The organism is Streptomyces sp. NPDC101160 (assembly GCF_044768205.1).
Classification (GTDB): domain Bacteria; phylum Actinomycetota; class Actinomycetes; order Streptomycetales; family Streptomycetaceae; genus Streptomyces.
Window position 1 is genome coordinate 375,330 of record NZ_JBIWPJ010000001.1, and the last position, 19,445, is coordinate 394,774.

General features: G+C 72.7%; 15 protein-coding genes. 1 reads left to right on the forward strand and 14 read right to left on the reverse strand.

Going from position 1 to position 19,445, the window contains the following annotated elements; translation table 11 throughout:
• The first annotated feature begins 106 nt into the window (after nucleotides 1-106).
• Nucleotides 107-1,039, forward strand: a complete 933-nt coding sequence (locus tag ACIRSU_RS01725; RefSeq protein WP_403788091.1) for an alpha/beta hydrolase — start codon at nucleotides 107-109, stop codon at nucleotides 1,037-1,039.
• A 33-nt stretch (nucleotides 1,040-1,072) separates the two neighbouring features.
• Here the strand turns inward: ACIRSU_RS01725 and ACIRSU_RS01730 are convergent, their stop codons facing one another.
• The 14 genes from ACIRSU_RS01730 to ACIRSU_RS01795 all read right to left on the reverse strand — a co-directional run bounded on the left by ACIRSU_RS01730 (nucleotide 1,073) and on the right by ACIRSU_RS01795 (nucleotide 19,335).
• Nucleotides 1,073-3,328, reverse strand: a complete 2,256-nt coding sequence (locus ACIRSU_RS01730) for an NB-ARC domain-containing protein (protein ID WP_403788093.1) — start codon at nucleotides 3,326-3,328, stop codon at nucleotides 1,073-1,075.
• A gap of 121 nt (nucleotides 3,329-3,449) precedes the next feature.
• A complete protein-coding gene (locus ACIRSU_RS01735) occupies nucleotides 3,450-3,599 on the reverse strand; it encodes a hypothetical protein (protein ID WP_403788095.1) in 150 nt (49 codons plus the stop codon).
• A gap of 136 nt (nucleotides 3,600-3,735) precedes the next feature.
• Nucleotides 3,736-6,570 (reverse strand): AAA family ATPase, encoded by a 2,835-nt coding sequence (locus tag ACIRSU_RS01740; RefSeq protein ID WP_403788097.1) that lies wholly within the window; start codon nucleotides 6,568-6,570, stop codon nucleotides 3,736-3,738.
• A gap of 167 nt (nucleotides 6,571-6,737) precedes the next feature.
• On the reverse strand, nucleotides 6,738-7,574 hold the full coding sequence (locus ACIRSU_RS01745; protein ID WP_403788099.1) for an alpha/beta fold hydrolase: 837 nt from the start codon (nucleotides 7,572-7,574) through the stop codon (nucleotides 6,738-6,740).
• A 131-nt stretch (nucleotides 7,575-7,705) separates the two neighbouring features.
• The gene (locus tag ACIRSU_RS01750; protein WP_403788101.1) at nucleotides 7,706-10,465 is read right to left on the reverse strand and encodes an ATP-binding protein; all 2,760 of its coding nucleotides are present in this window, start codon (nucleotides 10,463-10,465) and stop codon (nucleotides 7,706-7,708) included.
• A complete protein-coding gene (locus ACIRSU_RS01755) occupies nucleotides 10,462-11,349 on the reverse strand; it encodes a carbohydrate ABC transporter permease (protein WP_403788103.1) in 888 nt (295 codons plus the stop codon). The genes ACIRSU_RS01750 and ACIRSU_RS01755 overlap by 4 nt, the downstream gene beginning before the upstream one ends.
• Nucleotides 11,346-12,311 carry a carbohydrate ABC transporter permease gene (locus ACIRSU_RS01760; protein ID WP_403788105.1) on the reverse strand — a complete coding sequence of 322 codons (966 nt, stop codon included), beginning with the start codon at nucleotides 12,309-12,311 and terminating at the stop codon, nucleotides 11,346-11,348. Before ACIRSU_RS01760 ends, ACIRSU_RS01755 begins: the two co-directional genes overlap by 4 nt.
• Nucleotides 12,311-13,642: an ABC transporter substrate-binding protein gene (locus ACIRSU_RS01765; RefSeq protein WP_403788107.1), complete on the reverse strand. Its 1,332-nt coding sequence runs from the start codon at nucleotides 13,640-13,642 to the stop codon at nucleotides 12,311-12,313. The genes ACIRSU_RS01760 and ACIRSU_RS01765 overlap by 1 nt, the downstream gene beginning before the upstream one ends.
• 104 nt (nucleotides 13,643-13,746) lie before the next feature.
• The gene (locus tag ACIRSU_RS01770; RefSeq protein WP_403788109.1) at nucleotides 13,747-14,472 is read right to left on the reverse strand and encodes an alpha/beta fold hydrolase; all 726 of its coding nucleotides are present in this window, start codon (nucleotides 14,470-14,472) and stop codon (nucleotides 13,747-13,749) included.
• 44 nt (nucleotides 14,473-14,516) lie between these two features.
• Nucleotides 14,517-14,843, reverse strand: a complete 327-nt coding sequence (locus ACIRSU_RS01775) for a GNAT family N-acetyltransferase (RefSeq protein WP_403788111.1) — start codon at nucleotides 14,841-14,843, stop codon at nucleotides 14,517-14,519.
• Nucleotides 14,844-14,888: 45 nt separating this feature from the next.
• On the reverse strand, nucleotides 14,889-15,590 hold the full coding sequence (locus ACIRSU_RS01780) for a GPR1/FUN34/YaaH family transporter (protein WP_403788113.1): 702 nt from the start codon (nucleotides 15,588-15,590) through the stop codon (nucleotides 14,889-14,891).
• Between the two features lie 14 nt (nucleotides 15,591-15,604).
• Nucleotides 15,605-17,491 (reverse strand): amidohydrolase, encoded by a 1,887-nt coding sequence (locus ACIRSU_RS01785; protein ID WP_403788115.1) that lies wholly within the window; start codon nucleotides 17,489-17,491, stop codon nucleotides 15,605-15,607.
• The gene (locus ACIRSU_RS01790; RefSeq protein ID WP_403788117.1) at nucleotides 17,488-18,441 is read right to left on the reverse strand and encodes an alpha/beta hydrolase; all 954 of its coding nucleotides are present in this window, start codon (nucleotides 18,439-18,441) and stop codon (nucleotides 17,488-17,490) included. The genes ACIRSU_RS01785 and ACIRSU_RS01790 overlap by 4 nt, the downstream gene beginning before the upstream one ends.
• 57 nt (nucleotides 18,442-18,498) lie before the next feature.
• Nucleotides 18,499-19,335: an alpha/beta fold hydrolase gene (locus ACIRSU_RS01795; protein ID WP_403788119.1), complete on the reverse strand. Its 837-nt coding sequence runs from the start codon at nucleotides 19,333-19,335 to the stop codon at nucleotides 18,499-18,501.
• Nucleotides 19,336-19,445 lie beyond the last annotated feature (110 nt).

Consider the following 19,445-nt stretch of genomic DNA (forward strand, 5'->3'; position numbering starts at 1 on the left):
GCCCGAACCGCCCTTTCACTTCAGCCCTCTCGGCAGGAGACCGTGTGTGACCGCCTTCGTCCCTTCGTCCCCCCGACCGGTCCTGGACCGTCCCACTCGGGCATTCGTGTCCCACCACGCCTGCCCGCCGTGGGCGCACGACCAGGACCTGGAGCAGGCCCGTCTTGACCTCGCACGTCTCCAGGGCACAGAAGGCCTCGACCCTCGCGACGAGGAAGCCGTCTCCACGGAGTGGTTCGCCCTGCCGGGCGGGCCGACCGGCCACGTACGGGTGCAGGTGGTCAGGCCGGCCGACAGCGTTGGCCGGATTCCGGTCGTGCTGTTCCTGCACGGTCTCGGCTGGGTTCTGGGCGACGCCGGCACCCATGAACGTCTGGTGCGCGCGTTCGCCCTCGGCGCGGACGCGGCTGTGGTCTTCGTCGAGTACGAGCGTGCCCCCGAGGCGCGGTATCCGGTCGCCGTCGAGCAGTGCTACGCCGTCGCGAAGTGGGTCTGCGAGCGAGGCGGCGAAATCGGCCTGGACGGAAGCCGGGTCGCCGCCGTGGGCGACTCCACGGGCGGCAACCTGGTGGCGGCGCTGACCCTGCTCGCCAAGGAGCGCGGAGGGGTGCGGCTGCTCCAGCAGGTGCTGCTCTGCCCGGTCACCGACGCGGGCTTCGACACCCCCTCGTACCGGGAGTTCGCCACCGGCTACTTCCTCGGCGGTGAGACCATGCGCTGGTTCTGGGACCAGTACCTGCCCGACGTACGGCAGCGGAATCAGGTCACCGCGTCACCGCTGAGGGCATCCCTGGAACAGCTCGCCGGACTCCCGCCGGCCCTGGTGGTCACCGGCGAGGCCGACGTGGTGCGCGACGAGGGTGAGGCGTACGCGACGAAGCTCCGGGCGGCCGGCGTGCCGGTGGTGTCCATGCGCTACCACGGGACGATCCACGGCTTCATGGTGCTCGATCAGCTCCGCGACACGGACTCCGCCCGCGCCGCCCTCGTGCAGGCCCTCGACACCGTGCACGTCGCCCTGCACCGGCGCCGCAGCTGAGCCCCCGCCCCGGCACACCGCGGCAGGCGCTGCTCACTCGGTGCGGAGCGAGTCCAGGAGCTGCTGTGCGGCCTTCAGGTCCTCGCCGTCGATCGCGTCGCCCAGGGCGACGACCTGCCGGAGAGAGGAGCGGGCCTCGTCCGCTTCCCCCAGTTCGACCAGGGCCTCTCCCAGATGCAGAAGTGCGCTGCCCTCGATGTGGGGAATGCCGATGCGGTGGGACTGTGCCACGGCATCGCGCAGGTGGTCGGCGGCCTCGCGCCATCGCCGCAGGGCGGCGTGGCCGCGGCCGAGCGCGCCGGTCGTGTTGGCACGGTACATGTCGGCGAGGTGCCCGCTCACCGGACAGTCGGGTGCGTCCAGGAACGAGATGATGCGCTGGTGCTGGACCAGGGCTTCCTCGGCACGGCCGAGCAGGCGCAGCGAGGTTCCGTGGGTGAACATGGCGCCCAGCCAGCCCGCGCGGTCATCGGTCTCCTCGTAGAGACCTATGGCGGCGAGCGACGTGTCGGCCGCTTCCTGGATCTCTCCGAGCTCCGACTGGGCCCACGCCGCCAGCGCCAGCGCCGATGCCTGTTGGGACGTGTCGCGGGCGCGGCGGGCGCACTCCAGCCCTTCGCGGGCCCGTTCGACGGCCTCTCCGTACCGGGATTCGCAGGAGAGGGACCAGGAGTACACGTTGAGGTGAAATGCCTGCATGTACGGGTCGTCAAGCGCGGTGGCGGCCACGCCGGCCAGACGGAACACCTCGGGCCAGTGTCCCCAGTGGACCCACAGGTTGCAGAACCATTCCATGGCATGCGCGGTCTCCACGACCTGGGTGTGCTCACCCCGCTGGGCGGCGCCGCGCAGCGCGGCGAGCCAGGAGGGCGCCTCGCTCTGGAGCCAGTCACGGGCCTCCTCCGCGCTCTCCAGCGGGACCAGGCCCTGCCAGGACGGCGGCGGCGCCCCGTACTCGGGCTTGTACCAGCGGCCGGCGACCGCGGCCGTCTCCAGGAGCCAGGCGCGCAGCCGGTCGTCGGCTGCCTCCCGCTCGGCTGGTTCCTCCTCGCGGGAGAGCCGGGCGCGGGCGAACAGCCGCAGCAGGTCGTGCAGTTGGTAGCGGCGGGTGAAGGTGGCCTGGAGCAGCCCGGCCTCGACCAGCTCCTCCATCACGTCCTCGGCCTCGAAGACGTCGGTGGCGGTCAGCGCGGCGCCGTAGGCGGCGGTCATGTCAGGGCCCGGGACCAGGCTCAGCAGTCGCAGCAGCCGCGCGGCCTGGCCGGTCAGCTGACGGTAGGACAGCTCGAAGGCCGCCTCCACCCTTATGTCGCCGGCGGCGAGCGCGCTCAGTCGGCGTTCCTCGTCGGCCAGCCGCCGGACCAGGTGACCGACGGTCCATCCGGAACGGACGGTCAGCCAGTTCGCCGCCACCCGCAGGGCCAGCGGCAGCCGCCCGCACAGCTCTGCCACCCGCGCCACGGCCTCGGCTTCCGCGTCCGCCCGCTCCTCGCCCAGAATCCGGCGCAGCAGATCGACCGCCTCCTCCTGTGCCATCTCCGACAGCGCAAGGCGGTCGACGTCCTCAAGGCCGGTCAAGGGCCGCCGACTGGTGACCAGCACCAGACTCCGCCCGCCTGCCGGCAGCAGCGCACGGACCTGCCCCTCGTCGCGGGCGTTGTCCAACACCACCAGGCACAGCCGGTCACTCAACAGCGCCCGCAGCAGCCCCGCGCGGCCCTGTTGATCCTCCTGCGCCAGCCGGCGGTCCGACACGCCGAGGGCCTTCAGCAGCTTCAGCAGCGCCTCGCCCGTGTCCACGGGGCCGTCCACCCCGTGCAGGTCCACCACGAAGCAGCCGTCGGGGAACTTCTCCGCCAGATCCGCCGCCGCCTTCAGCGCCAGCGTCGTCTTCCCGCACCCGGGAGGACCCGAGACGACCCACACCGACACCTCTCCGCCGGCCAGGGTCCGTGCCGCGGCCTCTCGCAGGAGGGCCAGCTCAGGTGCGCGCCCGGTGAAGTCCCCCACCGATCGCGGCGGCACGGCCGTTCCCGCCACCGCGACCGCGCGCGTCGGACGCGCGGCCCGGGCCGTGGTCAGCAGCGCCTCCCGCTCGTCGTCCGTGAGTCCGAGCCCCTCCGCCAGCGCCACCACCGTGCGCCGCTGCGGAACCAGACTGCGCCCCCGTTCCATGTCGCCGATGGCCCGGACACTCACCCCCGACGCCTCGGCCAGCTCCTCCATCGTCAGACAGCCGCGCTGCCGCAGGCCGCGCAGAACGGCACCGAAGGACTTCTTCCCGTACACAACTCCTCTTTCCTCCCCGAAACCGTCCCGAGGAAGGGGGCATGGGCGACGACGTGTGCTCCGCGGTGCCGGCCACCGTGATCATCACGGCCGTCGATGAGACCGGGCCTCGACAGCTGGGTCACGCCCCGGGCGAGGACGTGGCGGATGGCCGCGTTGTCGGCGCGGCGTCGTCCACGGCTACGGACCGGCCGAGCCGCTCCGCGAGCTCGTCGACGAGTGCCTGGAGCTCGGGGCTGCCGGGGCGGGCTCGCTGGAGCCTTGCCGTCATGCGTCGTTCCTCTCCCGGCCAACCGTCCCCGCGGGCGTCTCCACTCCGCGGCTCTTGATCAGTCTGAGGAAACGACGACGTCGGCACATCGCATGAATCTTCCATTGCCATGACGCCCACGTGGGATACGAAGCGACTACTCTCCGCTGTCGCGCTGCTTCACCCGTCGGGTCAGCTCCGCGCGCGAGGTGACGTCCAGCTTGGTGAACGCCCGGCGCAGGTGCGAACTCACCGTGTGCGGTGAGAGGGAGAGCCGCTCGGCCACCTGTTGGTTGGTCAGCCCCCGGGCCACGAGCCGTACCACCCGTGTCTCCGCGGCCGTCAGCTCGGGCGACGCACGGTCGAGTCCGGCAGGCAGGGGCCGCTTGCGGACACCGGCGGCCCGCAGGCGCCGGCGCACCCGTGCGACGTCCCGTTCGGCGCCCGCGCGCGCGTAGAGCGCGAGGGCCGTCTCGAAGTACGGCACCGCTTCGGACCTTCGGGTGGCCGCCAGCTTGCGTCCGGCGTCCTCCAGGGCCGACGCCCGGGCCAGCACCCGGGGGCAGTCCTCGTACAGCCGGACGGCGCGTACGAGAGGGGCGAGGTCGTTGTCGAGGAGGCCCCGGGCGTGCGCGGCGGTGGCGGCGAGGAACGGGAGCCCGGGGTTGAGCACGGCTCGCCTCTCGGCCAGGGCGACCGCCTGCGCGGCCCGTTCGTGCCTGCCCGCGCGCAGCGCCATACGCACGAGCACCGGGGCGTCGGCGGGGTCGATCAGGCCGGCGTAGGCGGGCCGGTCCACGGCGGGCGACGTCATCACCTCGTCGAGTTCGGCCATGGCACGGTCGGGCCTGCCTTCGAAGTCGGCCATCAGGGCCAGCATCCAGGTGCCGAAGTGCCGGACGACGGGTGCGCCGTCGCTCCGCATGCGCCTCGCCTCCGCCGCGTACGCTTCCGCGGTCCGCCGGTCATCGGTGTGGAGGGCGACGCGCAGCATCACGTACCGGAGCGTGACGTCGGCGAGGTTGCCCGGGCCGGGATCGTCGGCCGCCGGGGACGCGGCTTCGGCGTCGGCCCGGGCATCCGACAGCCGTCCGGTCTCCAGAAGGATGCGGGCGCGGGTCATGAGCCACATGCGGGTGGCGGCCGTCCGGCCCTGCTCCCCGGTGATCCGGATGCCCTCCTCCGCGGCGGCGAGCGCCTCCGCGGTGCGTCCGGTGGTGTTCGACAGGAGGGCGTGCCACAGGGCCTCCGGCACCCACAGCGAGGTGCTGACGCCCAGGGCGTCGGCCAGCGCGGCGGAGCGCTCGGCCTGCCGGAACGCCTCGGTCAGGTCCATGCGGTGGAAACCGACGGCCGAGCGGACCGTCGTCAACGTGGCCTCGGCAGCACGGTCCCCGGCTGCCGCCGCGGTCTCCCACGCCTCCGCGGCGACCTGCTCGGCCGCCGTGTGCTCGCCCGACATCGAAAGGCCGACGGCGAGCATGGCGAGCAGTCGCCCCCTCGCGGTCGCGGATATCCCGGGCAGTTCCGCCCCGGCGCGCGCCTGCCGGACCGCCTCGGAGAAGTCGAACGGTACGGCGAGGCGTGCCATGGCGAGGCGTACGAGCGCTTCGTCCTCGGATCCGAGACCGCCGGCCGCCAGGACGGCGGCTCCCAGCTCACGCGCCTGGGCGGCCCGGCCCGTCTGCCAGAGCAGCGGGATCGTCTCGGCGATGACCCGCGGCCTCTCCGGCGCGTCCGCCGTGGTGAGTTCCAGGGCCTTGAGGCTGAGCTCCGCGGCTGCCCCGGGAGCGGTGGCGGCGAGCTCCGCCGCTTCGGTGCGGAGCCGGTCGGCCTGCGCGGCGTCCCTCGCCGCCGGCCTTTCGGCCTCCTCGGCATCAGCCGGTGCTCTCCCCGGCGGCAGCCCGGCGGCCTGTCGGCGCAGGGCCTGACGCAGGGGCAGGGGGAGGCCTGCTTCCACCGCCTCGCGGATCAGGTCGTGGCGGAAGGCGAGGCGATCGCCGCTCTCGGCGAGCAGACCGGCGTCGAGGGATTCCCGTACGGCTGTGATGAGCGCCGCCGAGGACCTGCCGAGCAGTTCGGCGAGCAGCGCGACGGTGACCGTGCCGCCCACGGCGGCCGCCGTCCGCACCAGCTCCCGCGCCTCGTCGGACAGCTGGCCGAGGCGGCGCGCGACGGAGGGGAGTTGCCGTGGGGCGGGGGGTCCGGCCGGCAGCCCGGCCATGCCGTTCTCGATCGTCACCGCCTCCTCGCGCAGCGATCCCAGCAGCTCGATCAGCAGCTGGGGCATCCCCTCGGCGCGGCGGGCGAGGCGGAGGACGTCCGGGCCGGGAGGGGCGCCGAGGACGTCCTCGGCGATCCGGGCGATCGCACGGTCCTCCAGCGCTTCGAGGACCAGTTCGTGAGCGCCCGCCTGGCGGATCCTGTCCAGGGTGGTGCGTACCCCGGACGGCACACTGCCGGCGCGCACGGCGACCAGCCACAGGATCGGGTGCGGCGAGAGTCGCGCCGCGAGGGTGTGGAAGGCGAGAAGGGTCAGGTCGTCGCACCACTGGAGGTCGTCGAGGACGACGAGCAGGGGTCCGTTCCGAGCCGCTTCCCGCAGGCGGTCCCCCAGCTCCTGAAGCAGCCAGAACCGCTGGCCGGGTGTGGTGGCGAGGTCCCGGAGACGTTGGGCGCCCGACAGCGGCTCCGCGCCGGAGAGTACGCCTTCGAGGAGCGGGCCGAGCGGAACGAACTGCTCGTCGGGGTCCGCCGCCCCCTCGAACACCCGCGTCCCCCGCCGCCTCGCGGCCGCCGCGGCCTCGGCGAGGATCCTGGTCCTGCCGATTCCGGCGGGGCCCTCCACGCGGACGATCCCGCCTTCGCCCCGGTCGAGCGCGTCGAGCCGCTCCTCGATGAACGCCAGTTCCGGGTCCCGGCCGCGGAGGGGTGCCCGTACGCCGTCGAGTTCCTCGGGCACGGTCCTTGTCGTCACTCGGTTCACGCTCATACGGCGGAACAGTATGAACCACCTGAACCAGCCCGCCCTCGCCCGGGGCGGGCTCGTCTCAGTCGAAGCGCAGGTCGGCGAGCCGGTCGCGAAGTCGTCGAGACCGACTCCCGGGAGCCGGGTGGCGCCGGGGCTCCGGCGTCACCCGGCGGGTCAACGGTGGGGCGTCACTTCGCCAGGAAGGCGAGGAGGGCGGTGTTGACCTCCTCGGCGTGGGTCCACAGCAGACCGTGCGGGGCGCCCTCGATCTCGACGTAGTCGGCCGACGGGAGCGCCTTGTGGAAGGGGCGCGCGGTGCCCTCGGCCGGCAGGATGCGGTCGGCCGTGCCGTGCAGGATGAGGGCCGGCACGTCGACGGCGGGGATGTCGGCGCGGAAGTCGGTGTACCAGGTCGCCGGCGCGGCGGACGCGGCGAAGGAGCCGCCGCGGGCCGCGGTGTTCCAGCTGTTGCGGAGGGCCTCCTCGCTGATGCGGGTGCCCAGGTTCTCGTCGAGGTTGTAGAAGTCGTTGAAGAAGGCCGTGTAGTAGGCGTACCGGTCGGCCTTGACGGCGGCGACGACGCCGTCGAAGAACTCCTTCGGGGCGACGCCGTCCGGGTTGTCGTCGCTCTTGAGCAGGCAGGGCTCGAGCGAGGCCAGGAAGGCGACCTTGGCGACGCGCTCGGAGCCGTACGTGGAGACGTAGCGGGCGACCTCGCCGGTGCCCATGGAGAAGCCGACGAGGACGGCGTCGTTCAGGTCGAGGGTCTCCAGCACGGTGTTCAGGTCGGCGGCGAAGGTGTCGTAGTCGTAGCCGTCGGTCGGCTGCGAGGACTGGCCGAAGCCGCGGCGGTCGTACGTGATCACGCGGTAGCCGGCGTCGAGCAGAGCGGCGCTCTGGCGCTCCCAGGAGTGGCCGTCGAGCGGGAAGCCGTGGATGAGGACGACGGGCCGGCCGGCGCCCTGGTCCTCGAAGTACAGCTCGACGGGGTTGGTGTTCTCCTGGCCCACGGTGATGTACGGCATGGGGTTCCCTCGTTTCGGGTGGACGGGTCCGCGCGTCGCGGCGGCGCGGTGTGCCCGTCACGCTAGGACCGGTCCCGCACGTCCTGTTGCCGTCCCGCGCACCGCACCTTGCACGGGGGCGCAGAGGTCGCTCAGTCGCCGGTGGCCGTTCCGTTGTCGTCCTCCGCGAGGACGATCCGGGCCAGGTGGACCCGCGAGCGCACCGCGAGCTTGCGGAAGATCGACGCCAGATGGGTGTTGACCGTGTGCGGGGAGACGACGAGGGCCTCCGCGGCCGACCGGTTGGTGTGGCCGGCGGCGATCAGCCGGGCCACCTTGCGCTCCGAGGCGGTGAGCGCGTCCCAGCCCTGGTCGGTGCGCGGCCGGAGGCGTCCGGTGCGCCGGCCGGGGCGGCTTGTCGCCCGTTCCAGTTCGGCCCGGACCCGGTGGGCCTCCGCGTCCGCCCCGGCCTGGGCGTAGAGGTCGTGCGCCCTGGTCAGGGCGGGTGTCGCGGCCGCGGCGTCGCCCGAGGTCAGCAGCGCCCGCCCGAGGTCGGCGGACGCGGCGGCGAGGGCCAGCGGCCGGGGGCCGTCGAGGAGCATGTCCACCGCCCGCTGCAGGAGTTCCTGGTCTGCGTTCACCAGGGCGGACGCGTGGGCGGCCGTCCCCTGCGCGGTCGGCACGGCGGGGTTGCGGGTGGCGTGTTCGGCGGCCTGGGCCGCGAGGTCCTCGGCCAGCTTCCGGTCCCCGCCGCGCAGGGCGATCCCCACGGCCTGGACGACGTGAGGGCGCAGGAGCCGCCACCGGAGGAACGGGTGGTCGCGCTGCACGGACCGGACGAGTTCGGCCGCTGCCGCGTGGTCGCCGTCGGCGTCGGCGACGACGGCCTCGAAGTACCGATGCGTGGCGTGGTTGCCCGTGTTCGGCCGGTCGGCCACGGTCGCTCGCACGACGTCCAGGTGTTCCCGCGCGTCCTCGCGGTCGCCGCGCAGCAGCGCGAGGAGGCCGCGGTTGACGCGGATGTTGACCAGGTTGCCGGGCACGTGCAGGTCCGCTTCGAGACGCTCGGCGGTGACGAAGTCGGCGTCCGCGTCGTCGAGCCGCCCGAGCCCCATGTTCAGGGTTCCCTGGGCCCAGATGAGCATGGCAGGGCGCAGGGGAGCCTCGCCCGCCGTCCGGAGCAGTCGCCGTACGGCGTCGAAGTCGTCCATGTGGATCAGGGCGACGGCCTCCTCGGGAAGGAAGGCCGAGTCGAACACGCTCAGCGCCGTGTGGTGTTCGACGGCGGCGGCGCAGTCGCCCGCGTTGAGGGCGATCTCGCCGAGACCCCACAGTGCGAGGACGCGGGCTTCCCGGTCGCCTGCTCGCTCCGCCTCGGCGAGCGCCCGTTCGCCGGTCTCACGAGCGGCCCCGAGGTCGCTCCCCCGGGACCGGGCCAGGGCATGCCGGGCGGTCAGCCGGGCCCGGATCGCCGGGTCGGTGACGGCCGCCAGCGCCGTCGTCGTGCGGCGGGTCAGCTCGTGGACGTCGTCGAGGTGCCAGAGCGCGTCACCGAGTACGGACTGCAGACGGGCGAAGACGTCCAGGGGCGGCTGCCGGGCGAGCAGCACGTCGCCGGTGTCCCGTGCCTGTGTGTACCGGCCCGCGCGGGTGAGCGCGACGATGGCCCGCTCCCCCACGTCGTACGCCATGGGCGCACGGGTCGGTACGAGTTCCAGGGCCCGTACGGCCAGATCGGCGGCGAGGTCGGGCATCACGGCGATCACATCCTCGGCAGCCGTGCCGAGCAGTACGATCGCCTCCATGTCGCCGGGTTCGGCGCTCTTCAGCAGATGCGGGACCGCGTCGCCGGAGCTCCGGCCCGCCGCGACGAGCCGGCTCGCGGCCTCCCGGTGCAGCGCCCGGCGTACGGAGGGGGCGAGGTCGGCGTACACCGCCTGGCGGAGCAGGTCGTGGCGGAACAGGAGGCGTTCGCCGTCGTCGTGGAGGAGAGCGGCGGCGATCGCCTCGTCCACTTCGGTGCCGAGTGCGGAGGCGGGCCGGCCGCACAGGGCGGCGGCGTCGGCGAGCTTGAACGCGCGGCCGAGGACCGAGCCGATCCGCAGGAAGTGCAGGGTGTCCGGCCGGAGGCCGGCCAGTCGGCCGCGTACGCCGAGGACCAGCCGCTCGGGCGGCTCCGGCCCGTCCGCGCCCGTCGCCGCGATGCCCGAGAGCATCTCGGCCGCGAGGAAGGGGTTGCCGCCCGCCCCGTCGAGGAGCTCCTCGACGTGTGCCGGCAGATCCCCGCCGAGGATGTCGCGTGCCAGCTCGGCCAGGGCCGTCTCGGGCAGCGCCCGCAGAGGGAGGGTCGTCGTCAGCGGCCCCTGCCCGTACAGCTCCGGGTCCTCCCGGCCCGTGAGCAGCCAGAGGACCGGGGAGCTGAGCAGCCGTGCCGGCAAGACGCTCAGGGCGAACCGGCTCAGCGGGTCCGCCCATGGGACGTCGTCGACCGCGATCAGTACGGGCCTGCCCGCCGAGCGTTCCTCGATCAGCTGGGCCAGTCGTTCGACGAGCCAGATGCGCTGGTCGTGGTGGCCGGCCAGGTCCGCGAAGTCCGTGCCGGAGAGCAGCGGCGGGTCACCGTGGAGGAGGCCCGAGGCCAGTGAGGCGAGAGGCGCCAGTTCGTGCAGTTCCTCGGCTCGCCCGTGGCTGACGAGGAATCCGTGGGCCCGTGCCAGCGAGACGGCCTCCTGGAGCAGCGCGGTCTTTCCGATCCCGGGCTCGCCCAGGAGCAGCGCGACCGCTCCTCCCTCGCCGTCGCGCACCGCTTCGACCAGGGCGCGCAGCCGCTCCAGCTCGGCTTCGCGGCCCCGCAGTCCGGGCCGGCTCAGCCCCGTCGCCACGTCCTGCTCCTCGGGCCGGTCGGGGCTCATCCCTTGACCGATCCGGCGAGCAGTCCCCGTGCGAAGTGCCGCCGGAGGGAGAAGAAGACGAGCAGCGGGACGAGCGCCGCCACGAAGGCTCCCGCGGTGAGCCGCTGCCACTCGTTGCCGTAGGTCCCGGCCATACTCGCGAGTCTGACGGTCATCGGCGCGGTCTCGGCGGTTCCGCCGGACAGGGTCAGGGCCACGAGGAGGTCGTTCCACACCCAGATGAACTGGATGACGGCGAGGCTGACGAGGGCCGGGCGGGCCAGCGGCAGCACGATCCGGAGCAGCAGGGTCCCGTGCGAAGCGCCGTCGACGCGGGCGGCCTCGACCAGCTCCCGGGGCAGCCGGGCCAGGAAATTGTGCAGGAGGAACACCGCGAACGGCAGGGCGAAGACGGTGTGGGCGAACCAGACCTGTCCGAATCGCGCGGGTCCGGTGACATGCCATGCGGGCAGGAACAGCCAGCCCTGCGAGAAGAGCTTCAGGAGCGGGACGAGCGCCATCTGGAGCGGCACGATCTGGAGCGCGAAGACGCCGACGACGAGCGCGTCGCGCCCCCTGAAGTCGATCCAGGCCAGGGCGTACGCCGCGAAGAAGGCCAGGACGAGCGGGAACAGCACCGAGGGAAGGGTGATGACGACGGAGTTGACGAAGTACTCCGCGAGCCGTCCCGACCCGTTCGCGCCGCCGGACAGCACCTCGCCGTAGTTGTCGAGCGTGAGGTGCGGCGTAGCGAACACGGTCCACCAGCCCGTCGTCTTGATCTCCTCCTCGGGGCGGAACGAGGAGAGCAGCAGACCGAGGGTCGGTGTCGTCCAGAGGACCGCGATCACCACGGCGACCGCCGTGCAGGCGCGGGAGGCCAGACGCTCCCGTACGCCGTTCACCCCGCCCTCCGCCGCGCCCTGACCTGCTGGGCGACGAAGGGGGTGACGAGGAGGAAGAGGAGCACGGCGAGCGCCGCGCCGCGACCCGTCTCGCCGTAGCGGAAGGCCTGGTCGTACATGGCGTGTGCGAGGACGTCCGTGTCGAACTGTCCGCCGGTCATGGTCTTGACGATGTCGAAGGCCTTGAGGGTGCCGATCGCCTGGGCGAGGAGCACGACGAGCAGTGTGGGCCTGATCGACGGCAGGGTGATCCGGCGGAAGATCTGCCCGGGGGACGCACCGTCGAGCCGGGCGGCCTCGGTCAGCTCCGCGGGTACGGCTCTGATCGCACCGACCAGCAGGACGGCCGCGAAGCCCGCCTGTGTCCACACCATCGCCACGATGAGGAACAGGACGTTCCAGGGGGAGTCCACGAGCCATTGCCCCGGTTCGCCGCCGAACGCGACGACGAGCCGGTTCAGCAGCCCGATCTGTCCGGCCCCGGCCGGACGGTAGGCGTAGACGAACTTCCAGACGACACCCGCGCCGACGAACGAGATCGCCATCGGCGTCAGGAGGAGGGACAGCGCGAACGTTCCGAACCGCGACCGTGCGACGGCCGCCGCCTGGAGCAGACCGACCGCGGAGGACGTCAGCGGCACGAGGACCACCCACACCAGGGTGTTGCGCAGCGCCACCAGGGCTCGGTGGTCGGTGAACATCCACACGTAGTTGTCGAAGCCGGCCCACGTGTCTCCCCCGTCGTCGGTGAACGACAGCGCCAGGGTGCGCAGACCGGGCAGGAGAAGACCGACCGCGAGCAGCAGCACCGCGGGGGCGAGCAGGAGGAGGGCCGCGGCCCTCCTCCGTACCGGCCCCCGGTGCAGTGCGAGCAGGATCAGGGAGACCACCGCCGCGAAGGCGGCGACGCCCTGGAGCAGATACAGCAGCTTGGGCTGCTGGGCGACGGCGTCGAACGACATCAGTGGCTCGGCCAGGACCGTTCGATGGAGTCCGCGACCTGCCGGGTGCTCGCGCCGCCGATCCAGTCTACGGCTCCTCTCCAGAACGTCCCGGCGCCGACCGACGCCGGCATCAGGTCCGAGCCGTCGAACCTGAACTGCGTCCTGGGGTCCTGGAGCAACCGGATGGAGAGCCTGTCGACCGGGGTCGCGGCGTTCGCCGGATCCACGCCCCTGTTCGCCGAGACGAACGGGCCCTTCTTCATGCGCGCGTTCGCGAAGTCCGCGGAGGCCAGGTACTCCTGGAACGCCCGCACCTCGGGGCGGTCGGCGAACGCCGCGGCGAACACTCCACCGCCCAGTACGGGGCGGCCGGCCGCATCGGCTCCTGGCAGGAGGAAGGCGTAGACGTCCTCGTCCGGTCCGATCTCGGTGCCCTTCGGCCACATGTCGGCGTAGAACGAGGCCTGACGGTGCATCGCACAGTCGCCGGAGAGGACCGGTGTGCCGGCCTCCTGGAAGGAGATCGAGGCCATCGACCGGGCCGGACCGAAACCGCCGTTGGCGTACCGGTCGTTCTTGAGGATGGACCCCACGGTGTCCATGGCCCTGATCACCCGCGGGTCGTCGAACGGGATCTCGTGGGCGACCCACTGGTCGTAGACGTCCGTGCCCTGCTGACGCAGCAGGACGTCCTCGATCCAGTCGGTCACGGGCCAGCCGGTCGCCTCGGCGGACTCGATGCCCGCGCACCACGGCTTGACGCCCGACGCCGCGACCTTCTCCGTCACGGCCATCAGCTCGGTCCACGTGCGGGGAACGCTCAGTCCCTTGTCGCGGAAGAACTTCGGGGAGTACCAGACGAACGACTTCACGTTCGCGACCAGCGGCGTGCCGTAGAGGGTGCCGTCGACGGTCGCGTAGCTGTTCCAGTCCGCCGACCAGCCCTGCTTCGCGAGAGCGGCGACGCCGGCGCTCACGGGCTTGAGCCGCCCTGCCCGCGCGAAGCGTTCCATGAGGCCGGGCTGGGGGAAGAACGCCACGTCAGGGGCGCTTCCGCCGTCGACCCGGAGCTGGATCCGGGCCTCGAACTCCCCGTCTCCCTCGTACTGGACGTCGATTCCCGTGCAGTCGGCGAAGTCCGCCCAGGTCTCTTCGAACAGATCGGCTTCCCGGTCCCGGTTCTCCGCGTAGACGGTGACCTCGGTGCCGGGATGCTTGCCGTAGCGGGCGTACGGCGCGCAGTCCGCGGTGGTGTTCGCCCGCGAACCGCTGCCCTGCGGGGTGCCGCAGGCGGTGGCGGTGACGGCGAGGGTGATGACGGCGAGCGCGACCCTCGCGCCGAACCTCATGGGTGTGCTTCCTCCGATCGCCCGCCGCATGTTCGTGGCGGACGTTTCGGAAAGCTACCGGGTTCGAACGACATAGACCAATCGTTCGATGCCCAGGCGCCGGGTCAGTGCCCCGTGGACCGGGCCGCGTCCAGGATCAGCTCGGCCACGGCCTTGGGCTGGGCGAGCATGACCAGGTGAGAGGAGTCGACCTCGACGGTGGTCATGCCGGCACGCGCGTACCCATACCGCTCCACATCGGGGTTGATCGTGCGGTCGGCGGAGGCGACCAGGCCCCACGAGGGCTTGGTCCGCCACGCGGCGACCGGGGCCTTCTCGGCGAAGGCCCGGGCGGCCAAGGGGCGCTGGGAGACGGCGAGCACCGCGGCGAGCCGGGGCTCGACGTCGGCCGCGAACAGTTCGGGGAACCGGTCGACCGCCACCGAGACGTCGGTACCGGTCTCGGTGGAGCCGGCCACCGGGAACGGGGTGTGGACGAGCGCGTCGGCGAGACCGGAGTCGGGGAAGCCGCCCTGCAGCTCGCCCAGGCTCTCGCCCTCCTTCAGCGCGTACCCCGCGAGGTACACCAGCGCGCGGACGTTGTCCTCCGTACCGGCGAGGGTGATGACGGCGCCGCCGTAGGAGTGCCCCACCAGGATGACGGGGCCTTCGACGGCACGGACCACCGAGGCGACGTACGCGGCGTCGTCGACGAGGCCGCGGTTGGGCACCGCCGGAGCCACCACGTCCAGGCCGGCAGCGGTCAGTTCGGGGATGACACGGGCGAAGCCGGAGGCATCGGCGAAGGCGCCGTGGACCAGGACGACGGTGGGGCGGGCGTGTCGGGGCATGGGGGAAATCCTCGGTGAGTGGACGGGCAAGGTGGACGGGTGCTTCACAGGCCGAAGCGGGCGCGGCGCGCCTCGGGCACCAGCTCGGCGTACTCGGGGTGTTTGCCGATCCAGCCCCTGATGAAGGGGCAGTACGGCAGGACGCGCAGCCCACGGGCCCGGGCGTCGTCGAGGGCGCCGCGGGCGAGCAGCCCGCCCAGGCCCCGGCCGCCGAAGCGGGGATCGATCTCGGTGTGGATGAAGGCGATCTCGCCCTCGGAGAGGTGGTACTCGGCGAAGCCGGCGGTCTCGGTACCGTCACCGTGGGCATCGGCGTCGGCGAGGATCTCGTACCGGGACTTCTCGGGCCGGTCGGTGACCTGGGGTTCCATGGGCGTTCCTGTCTGGTCGCGGTGTTCGGGGGGCAGTGGCCGGGGTCAGAGTGTGCGGCGTACGCCCGCCTGGCGTTCCAGGTTGCGGAGCTGGACGGCGAGGTCGCCTTCCACGGCGAGGTGGGCGGGGCCGCTGCGGCCGATGGGCAGGACCTGATCGCTGCGCATGTCCTCGAGCATCAGGGCGAACGCCGTGTACATCGCGACGAGCGCCACCACGAGGCCGAGCGCACCGGACGTGCGGGTCAGCCATTCGGCACCGGTGACGCCGGCGAGGCCGGTGGCCGCCCAGCGGGGCAGGGAGACCGCGAGGACGAGCCAGAGTGCGCGCTTGGGCCCGGTCACGGCGGTCATCAGCGCCCCGAAGCACAGGAGCGCCAGGTTGAACACGCCGAGGACCTGAAGGCCGTCTGCGGCGCCGCTGAGCATGATGAGCGCGTAGGGCAGCCAGCTGCCGGCGAACACGGCCATCAGGGTCGCGGCGATCACGTCACGGGCGCCGAAGGCCAGGAAGCTGACGAGGAGTTGGAGGACGAAGGCCGGCAGCACCGTGAAGGCGACGGCGGCGCGGGCCTCCTCGCCGAAGATCCCGAGCTGGAGGCAGCCCGTCATCACGGAGGCGATGGCGATCGTGAAGAAGCCGAGCGGCATGGGCGAGGCGATGGGGCGCAGGTTGATCCGTGTCATCGACCGGAGGTCCGGTTCGAAACGGCGCTCCGGGGGAGCGTCCGGCGGGGCGTCACTCATCGGATGTCTCTCTTTCAGTGCTCGAAGCAGGGGTCGACGAACGACGGCTGTACGTCGGGGACGGAGCCGCGCGCGACGCGCCACCGGCGGTGCTCCTCGGACTCGGCGGCGGCATCGGCGACGAGCGACGCCTGGTAGGCGCCCCCTTGGTAGCCGCCGAAGTGGGCCACGGGGCTCCATTCGGGGCTCACCGGCGGGACGGTCTCGTCGAGTCCCTCGTACTCCGCGGCCGCGTGGACGATGCGGCCGCCGACCACGGTGAGGACGGACTCGATGCCGGGGATGACGTCCTCGGGCACGGTGAGGAAGTCGTCGGAGAGGATCGCGAGGTCGCCGTAGCGGCCTTCTCGCAGCGTTCCCTTGACGTCCTGCTCGCCGGTGAGCTGCGCTCCGCCCCTGGTGTACAGGCCGAGGGCGGTCTCCCGGTCGAGCAGGTTCCCGGCCGGGTAGAGCGCGGTGCCGCCGACGGTGCGCCCGGTCACCAGCCAGTGCAGTGCGACCCAGGGGTTGTACGAGGAGACGCGGGTGGCGTCGGTTCCGGCGGCGACGGTCAGGCCGCGGTCGAGCATGGCCCGGACCGGCGGGGTGTGGGCGGCCGCCTCGGCACCGTAGCGGTCGAGGAACGCGGCGCCCTGGAAGGACATCCGGTTCTGGACCGAGACGGCGCCGCCGAGGGCGGCGATCCGGTCGAGGCTGCCGGCCGAGACGGTCTCCGCGTGGTCGAAGAGCCAGCGGTTGCCGCCGGGAAAGAGTCCCTCCGAGGCAAGCTTCTCGAAGACGGCCAGGTCGCGCCGGATCGTCTCGTCGTACGTCGCGTGGAGCCGGAAGCCCCAGCCGTTCTCGAGCAGGAGCCGTACGGCGCTCTCGAACTCGGTCTCGTAGCCCGCGGCGAGCTCGGGCCGCGGCTCGGAGAAGTTCTCGAAGTCGGCGGCGGACCAGGTCAGGTTCTCACCCGCGCCGTTCAGCCGGAGCCACTCGTCCCCGTCCCCGGGCTTGACCATCTCGGTCCAGCGCTTCAGGTCGGCAAGCTCCTGACCGGCCGTCTGCGGGAAGAGGTGGTAGGCGATCCGCAGCGACAGCTCGCCCGACCGGGCGAGGTCGACGACCGTCGCGTAGTTGTCGGGGAAGTTCTGGAAGCCGCCGGCGGCGTCGACCGCGGACGTCAGTCCGAAGCGGTTCAGCTCGCGCAGGAAGTGACGCGTCGACGTCCGCTTGTCGGCCTCGTCGAGAGCGGGTGCCTTCGCCAGCGTCGAGTACAGGACGAGGGCGCTCGGCGCGGCGAGGAGGACACCGTTGGGTTCGCCGTCCCGGCCCCGGACGATCTGCCCGCCGCGGGGATCGGGGGTGTCGCGGGTGAATCCGGCGGCCTTCACCGCGGCCCGGTTCATCAGGGCCGACTGGTACAGGTGCAGGACGAACACCGGGGTGTCGGGGGCGGCGGCGTTCAGCTCGGCGACGGTCGGCATCCGGCGTTCGGCGAACTGCTCGGCGGTCCAGCCGCCGACCACCCGGATCCACTGCCCCTTGGGGGTGCGACCGGCCTGCTCGCGCAGCATGGCCAGAGCGCGGCGCAGGCTGCGCACCCCGTCCCAGCGCAGCTCCAGTACGTAGTTGAGGCCGCCCCGGATGACGTGCAGGTGCGAGTCGTTGAGGCCGGGGACCACCCGCCGGCCCAGCGCGTCGACGACCTTGGTGCCCGGCCCGACGAGGTGCCCGAGGTCGTGGTCGTCGCCGAGGGCCGCGACCCGGCCGTCGCGGAGCGCGACGGCACGGGCCTCGGGACGGTCGGGGTCACCGGTGAACACCTTGGCGTTGCGGACGAGGAGATCCGCGTGCTCGTGTTCCCGCCGCGGGGCGGGCACGAGACCCGCCACCGGCATACTCGTCGAAGGCCCGGTCATGCGAGGACCTTGCGGAGGATGTCGATGGCGACGCCGATGGCGAGCTCGGCGCCCCGCGTCTCACGCAGCGCGTTCAGCATCACGAAGTCGTGGATGACGCCCTGGACGCGCAGGGCCGTGACGGGGACGCCTGCGGCGCGCAGCTTCGCCGCGTACGCCTCGCCCTCGTCGCACAGGACGTCGGCCTCGGCGGTGATCACCAGGGCCGGCGGCAGGCCGGTGAGCTGCTCGGTGGACGCGCGCAGCGGCGAGGCGGTGATCTGGGCGCGCTCGGCCTCGTCGGTCGTGTACTGGTCCCAGAACCACTTCATGGCGTCGCGGCGCAGGAAGTAGCCCTCACCGAACCGGTGGTACGAGTCGGTGTCGAAGCTCGCGTCGGTGACCGGGTAGAAGAGGACCTGCTGGACGAGCGTCACATCGCCGCGCTCCTTGGCCATGAGGGTGAGGGCGGCGCTCATGTTGCCGCCGACGGAGTCGCCCGCGACGGCGATCCGGGTGCCGTCGAGGTCCTTGTGGCGGCCCTCGCGGGCGACCCACTGGGCGACGCCGTAGTTCTGCTCGATCGCGACGGGGTAGCGCGCCTCGGGCGAGAGGTCGTACTCGGGGAAGACCACGGCCGCCCCGGCGCCGACGGCGAGTTCGCGGGCGAGCCGGTCGTGGGTGTGGGCGTTGCCGAAGACCCAGCCCGCGCCGTGGATGTAGAGGATGACGGGAAGCGGGCCGGTCGCTCCGCGGGGGCGGACGATCCGGGCGCGGACGTCGCCGGTCGGTCCGCCGTGGACGGTGATCCACTCCTCGTCGACGTCCGGCAGGGGAACGCCCTCGCCGCTCTGGACGTCGTCCACGGCCTTGCGGCCTTCGGCGACGGGGATCTGGTAGAGGTACGGCGGCTGGGCGGTGGCGTCGGCGAACGCCTGGGCGGCGGGTTCGAGGACCGGGCGGTTCTTCATGAGGGGTTCTCCTTCGGGAGATGTACGGGACGGGATGGAATGGAATGGGTCGGCGCGTCAGCGAGTCGCCCGCGCGGCGGCGAGGATCACGTGGGTGACCACGGCCGGGCGGGAGACCGCGACCGCATGGGACGCGTCCACTTCGGTGATCTGCGAACCGGCGCGCCGGGCCATCCACCGTTCGGCGGCCGGCGGGATGTTCTTGTCGGCGGTGGCGATCAGCGCCCAGGACGGGATCGTCCGCCAGGCCGCTTCCCCGGCCTTCTCCTCCAGGGCGGCGGTGGCGACCGGGCGCTGGGTCACGGCCATGACGGCCGCGTCTGCGGTGGGGACGTCGGCGGCGAACTGCTGAGGGAACCTGGACCGCTCGATGACGAGTTCGGTGCCGGTGCCACCGCCGGGCAGCGGGTACGACCGCGGGTTCACGGTGTCGCCGAGGGTGGAGCCGGGGAACTTGGCGGCGAGCTCGGCCGCGCTCTCACCCTTGTCCGGGGTGAACGCGGCGATGTAGACGAGGGCCTTCACCCGGCTGTTTCCCACCGCGGCACCGCTGATGACGGCGCCGCCGTAGGAGTGGCCGACCAGGACGACGGGGCCGTCGACGGCGGCCAGCACGCTGCGCAGATAGGTGGTGTCCTGTGCGAGACCGCGCAGCGGGTTGGCGGGGGCCAGGACGGGGTAGCCGGCGTGCTGCAGCCGCCGGATCGTGCCGCTCCAGCTGGAGGCGTCCGCGAACGCTCCGTGGACCAGGACGATCGTGGGCTTGGGATCGTGCCGGTCGGTGCCGGCGGCGACCGGGCCGCTCGCGGGTGCGGCAGGTCCGGCGCCGACCAGGGCGGCGAGCGTTGCGGGCAGGGCGAGGCCGAGGGCGAGGGAGCGCCTCGTGGGATGCATGGGGTTTCCTTGTCGGCTGGTGAAACGTTCGGGTGCGCTCGGTCGGGCGGGAGGGCGCACCGAGCGGGTGCGGCGGGCGGGTAGGAGGGTGCTCCGATCGGGCCGGGCGG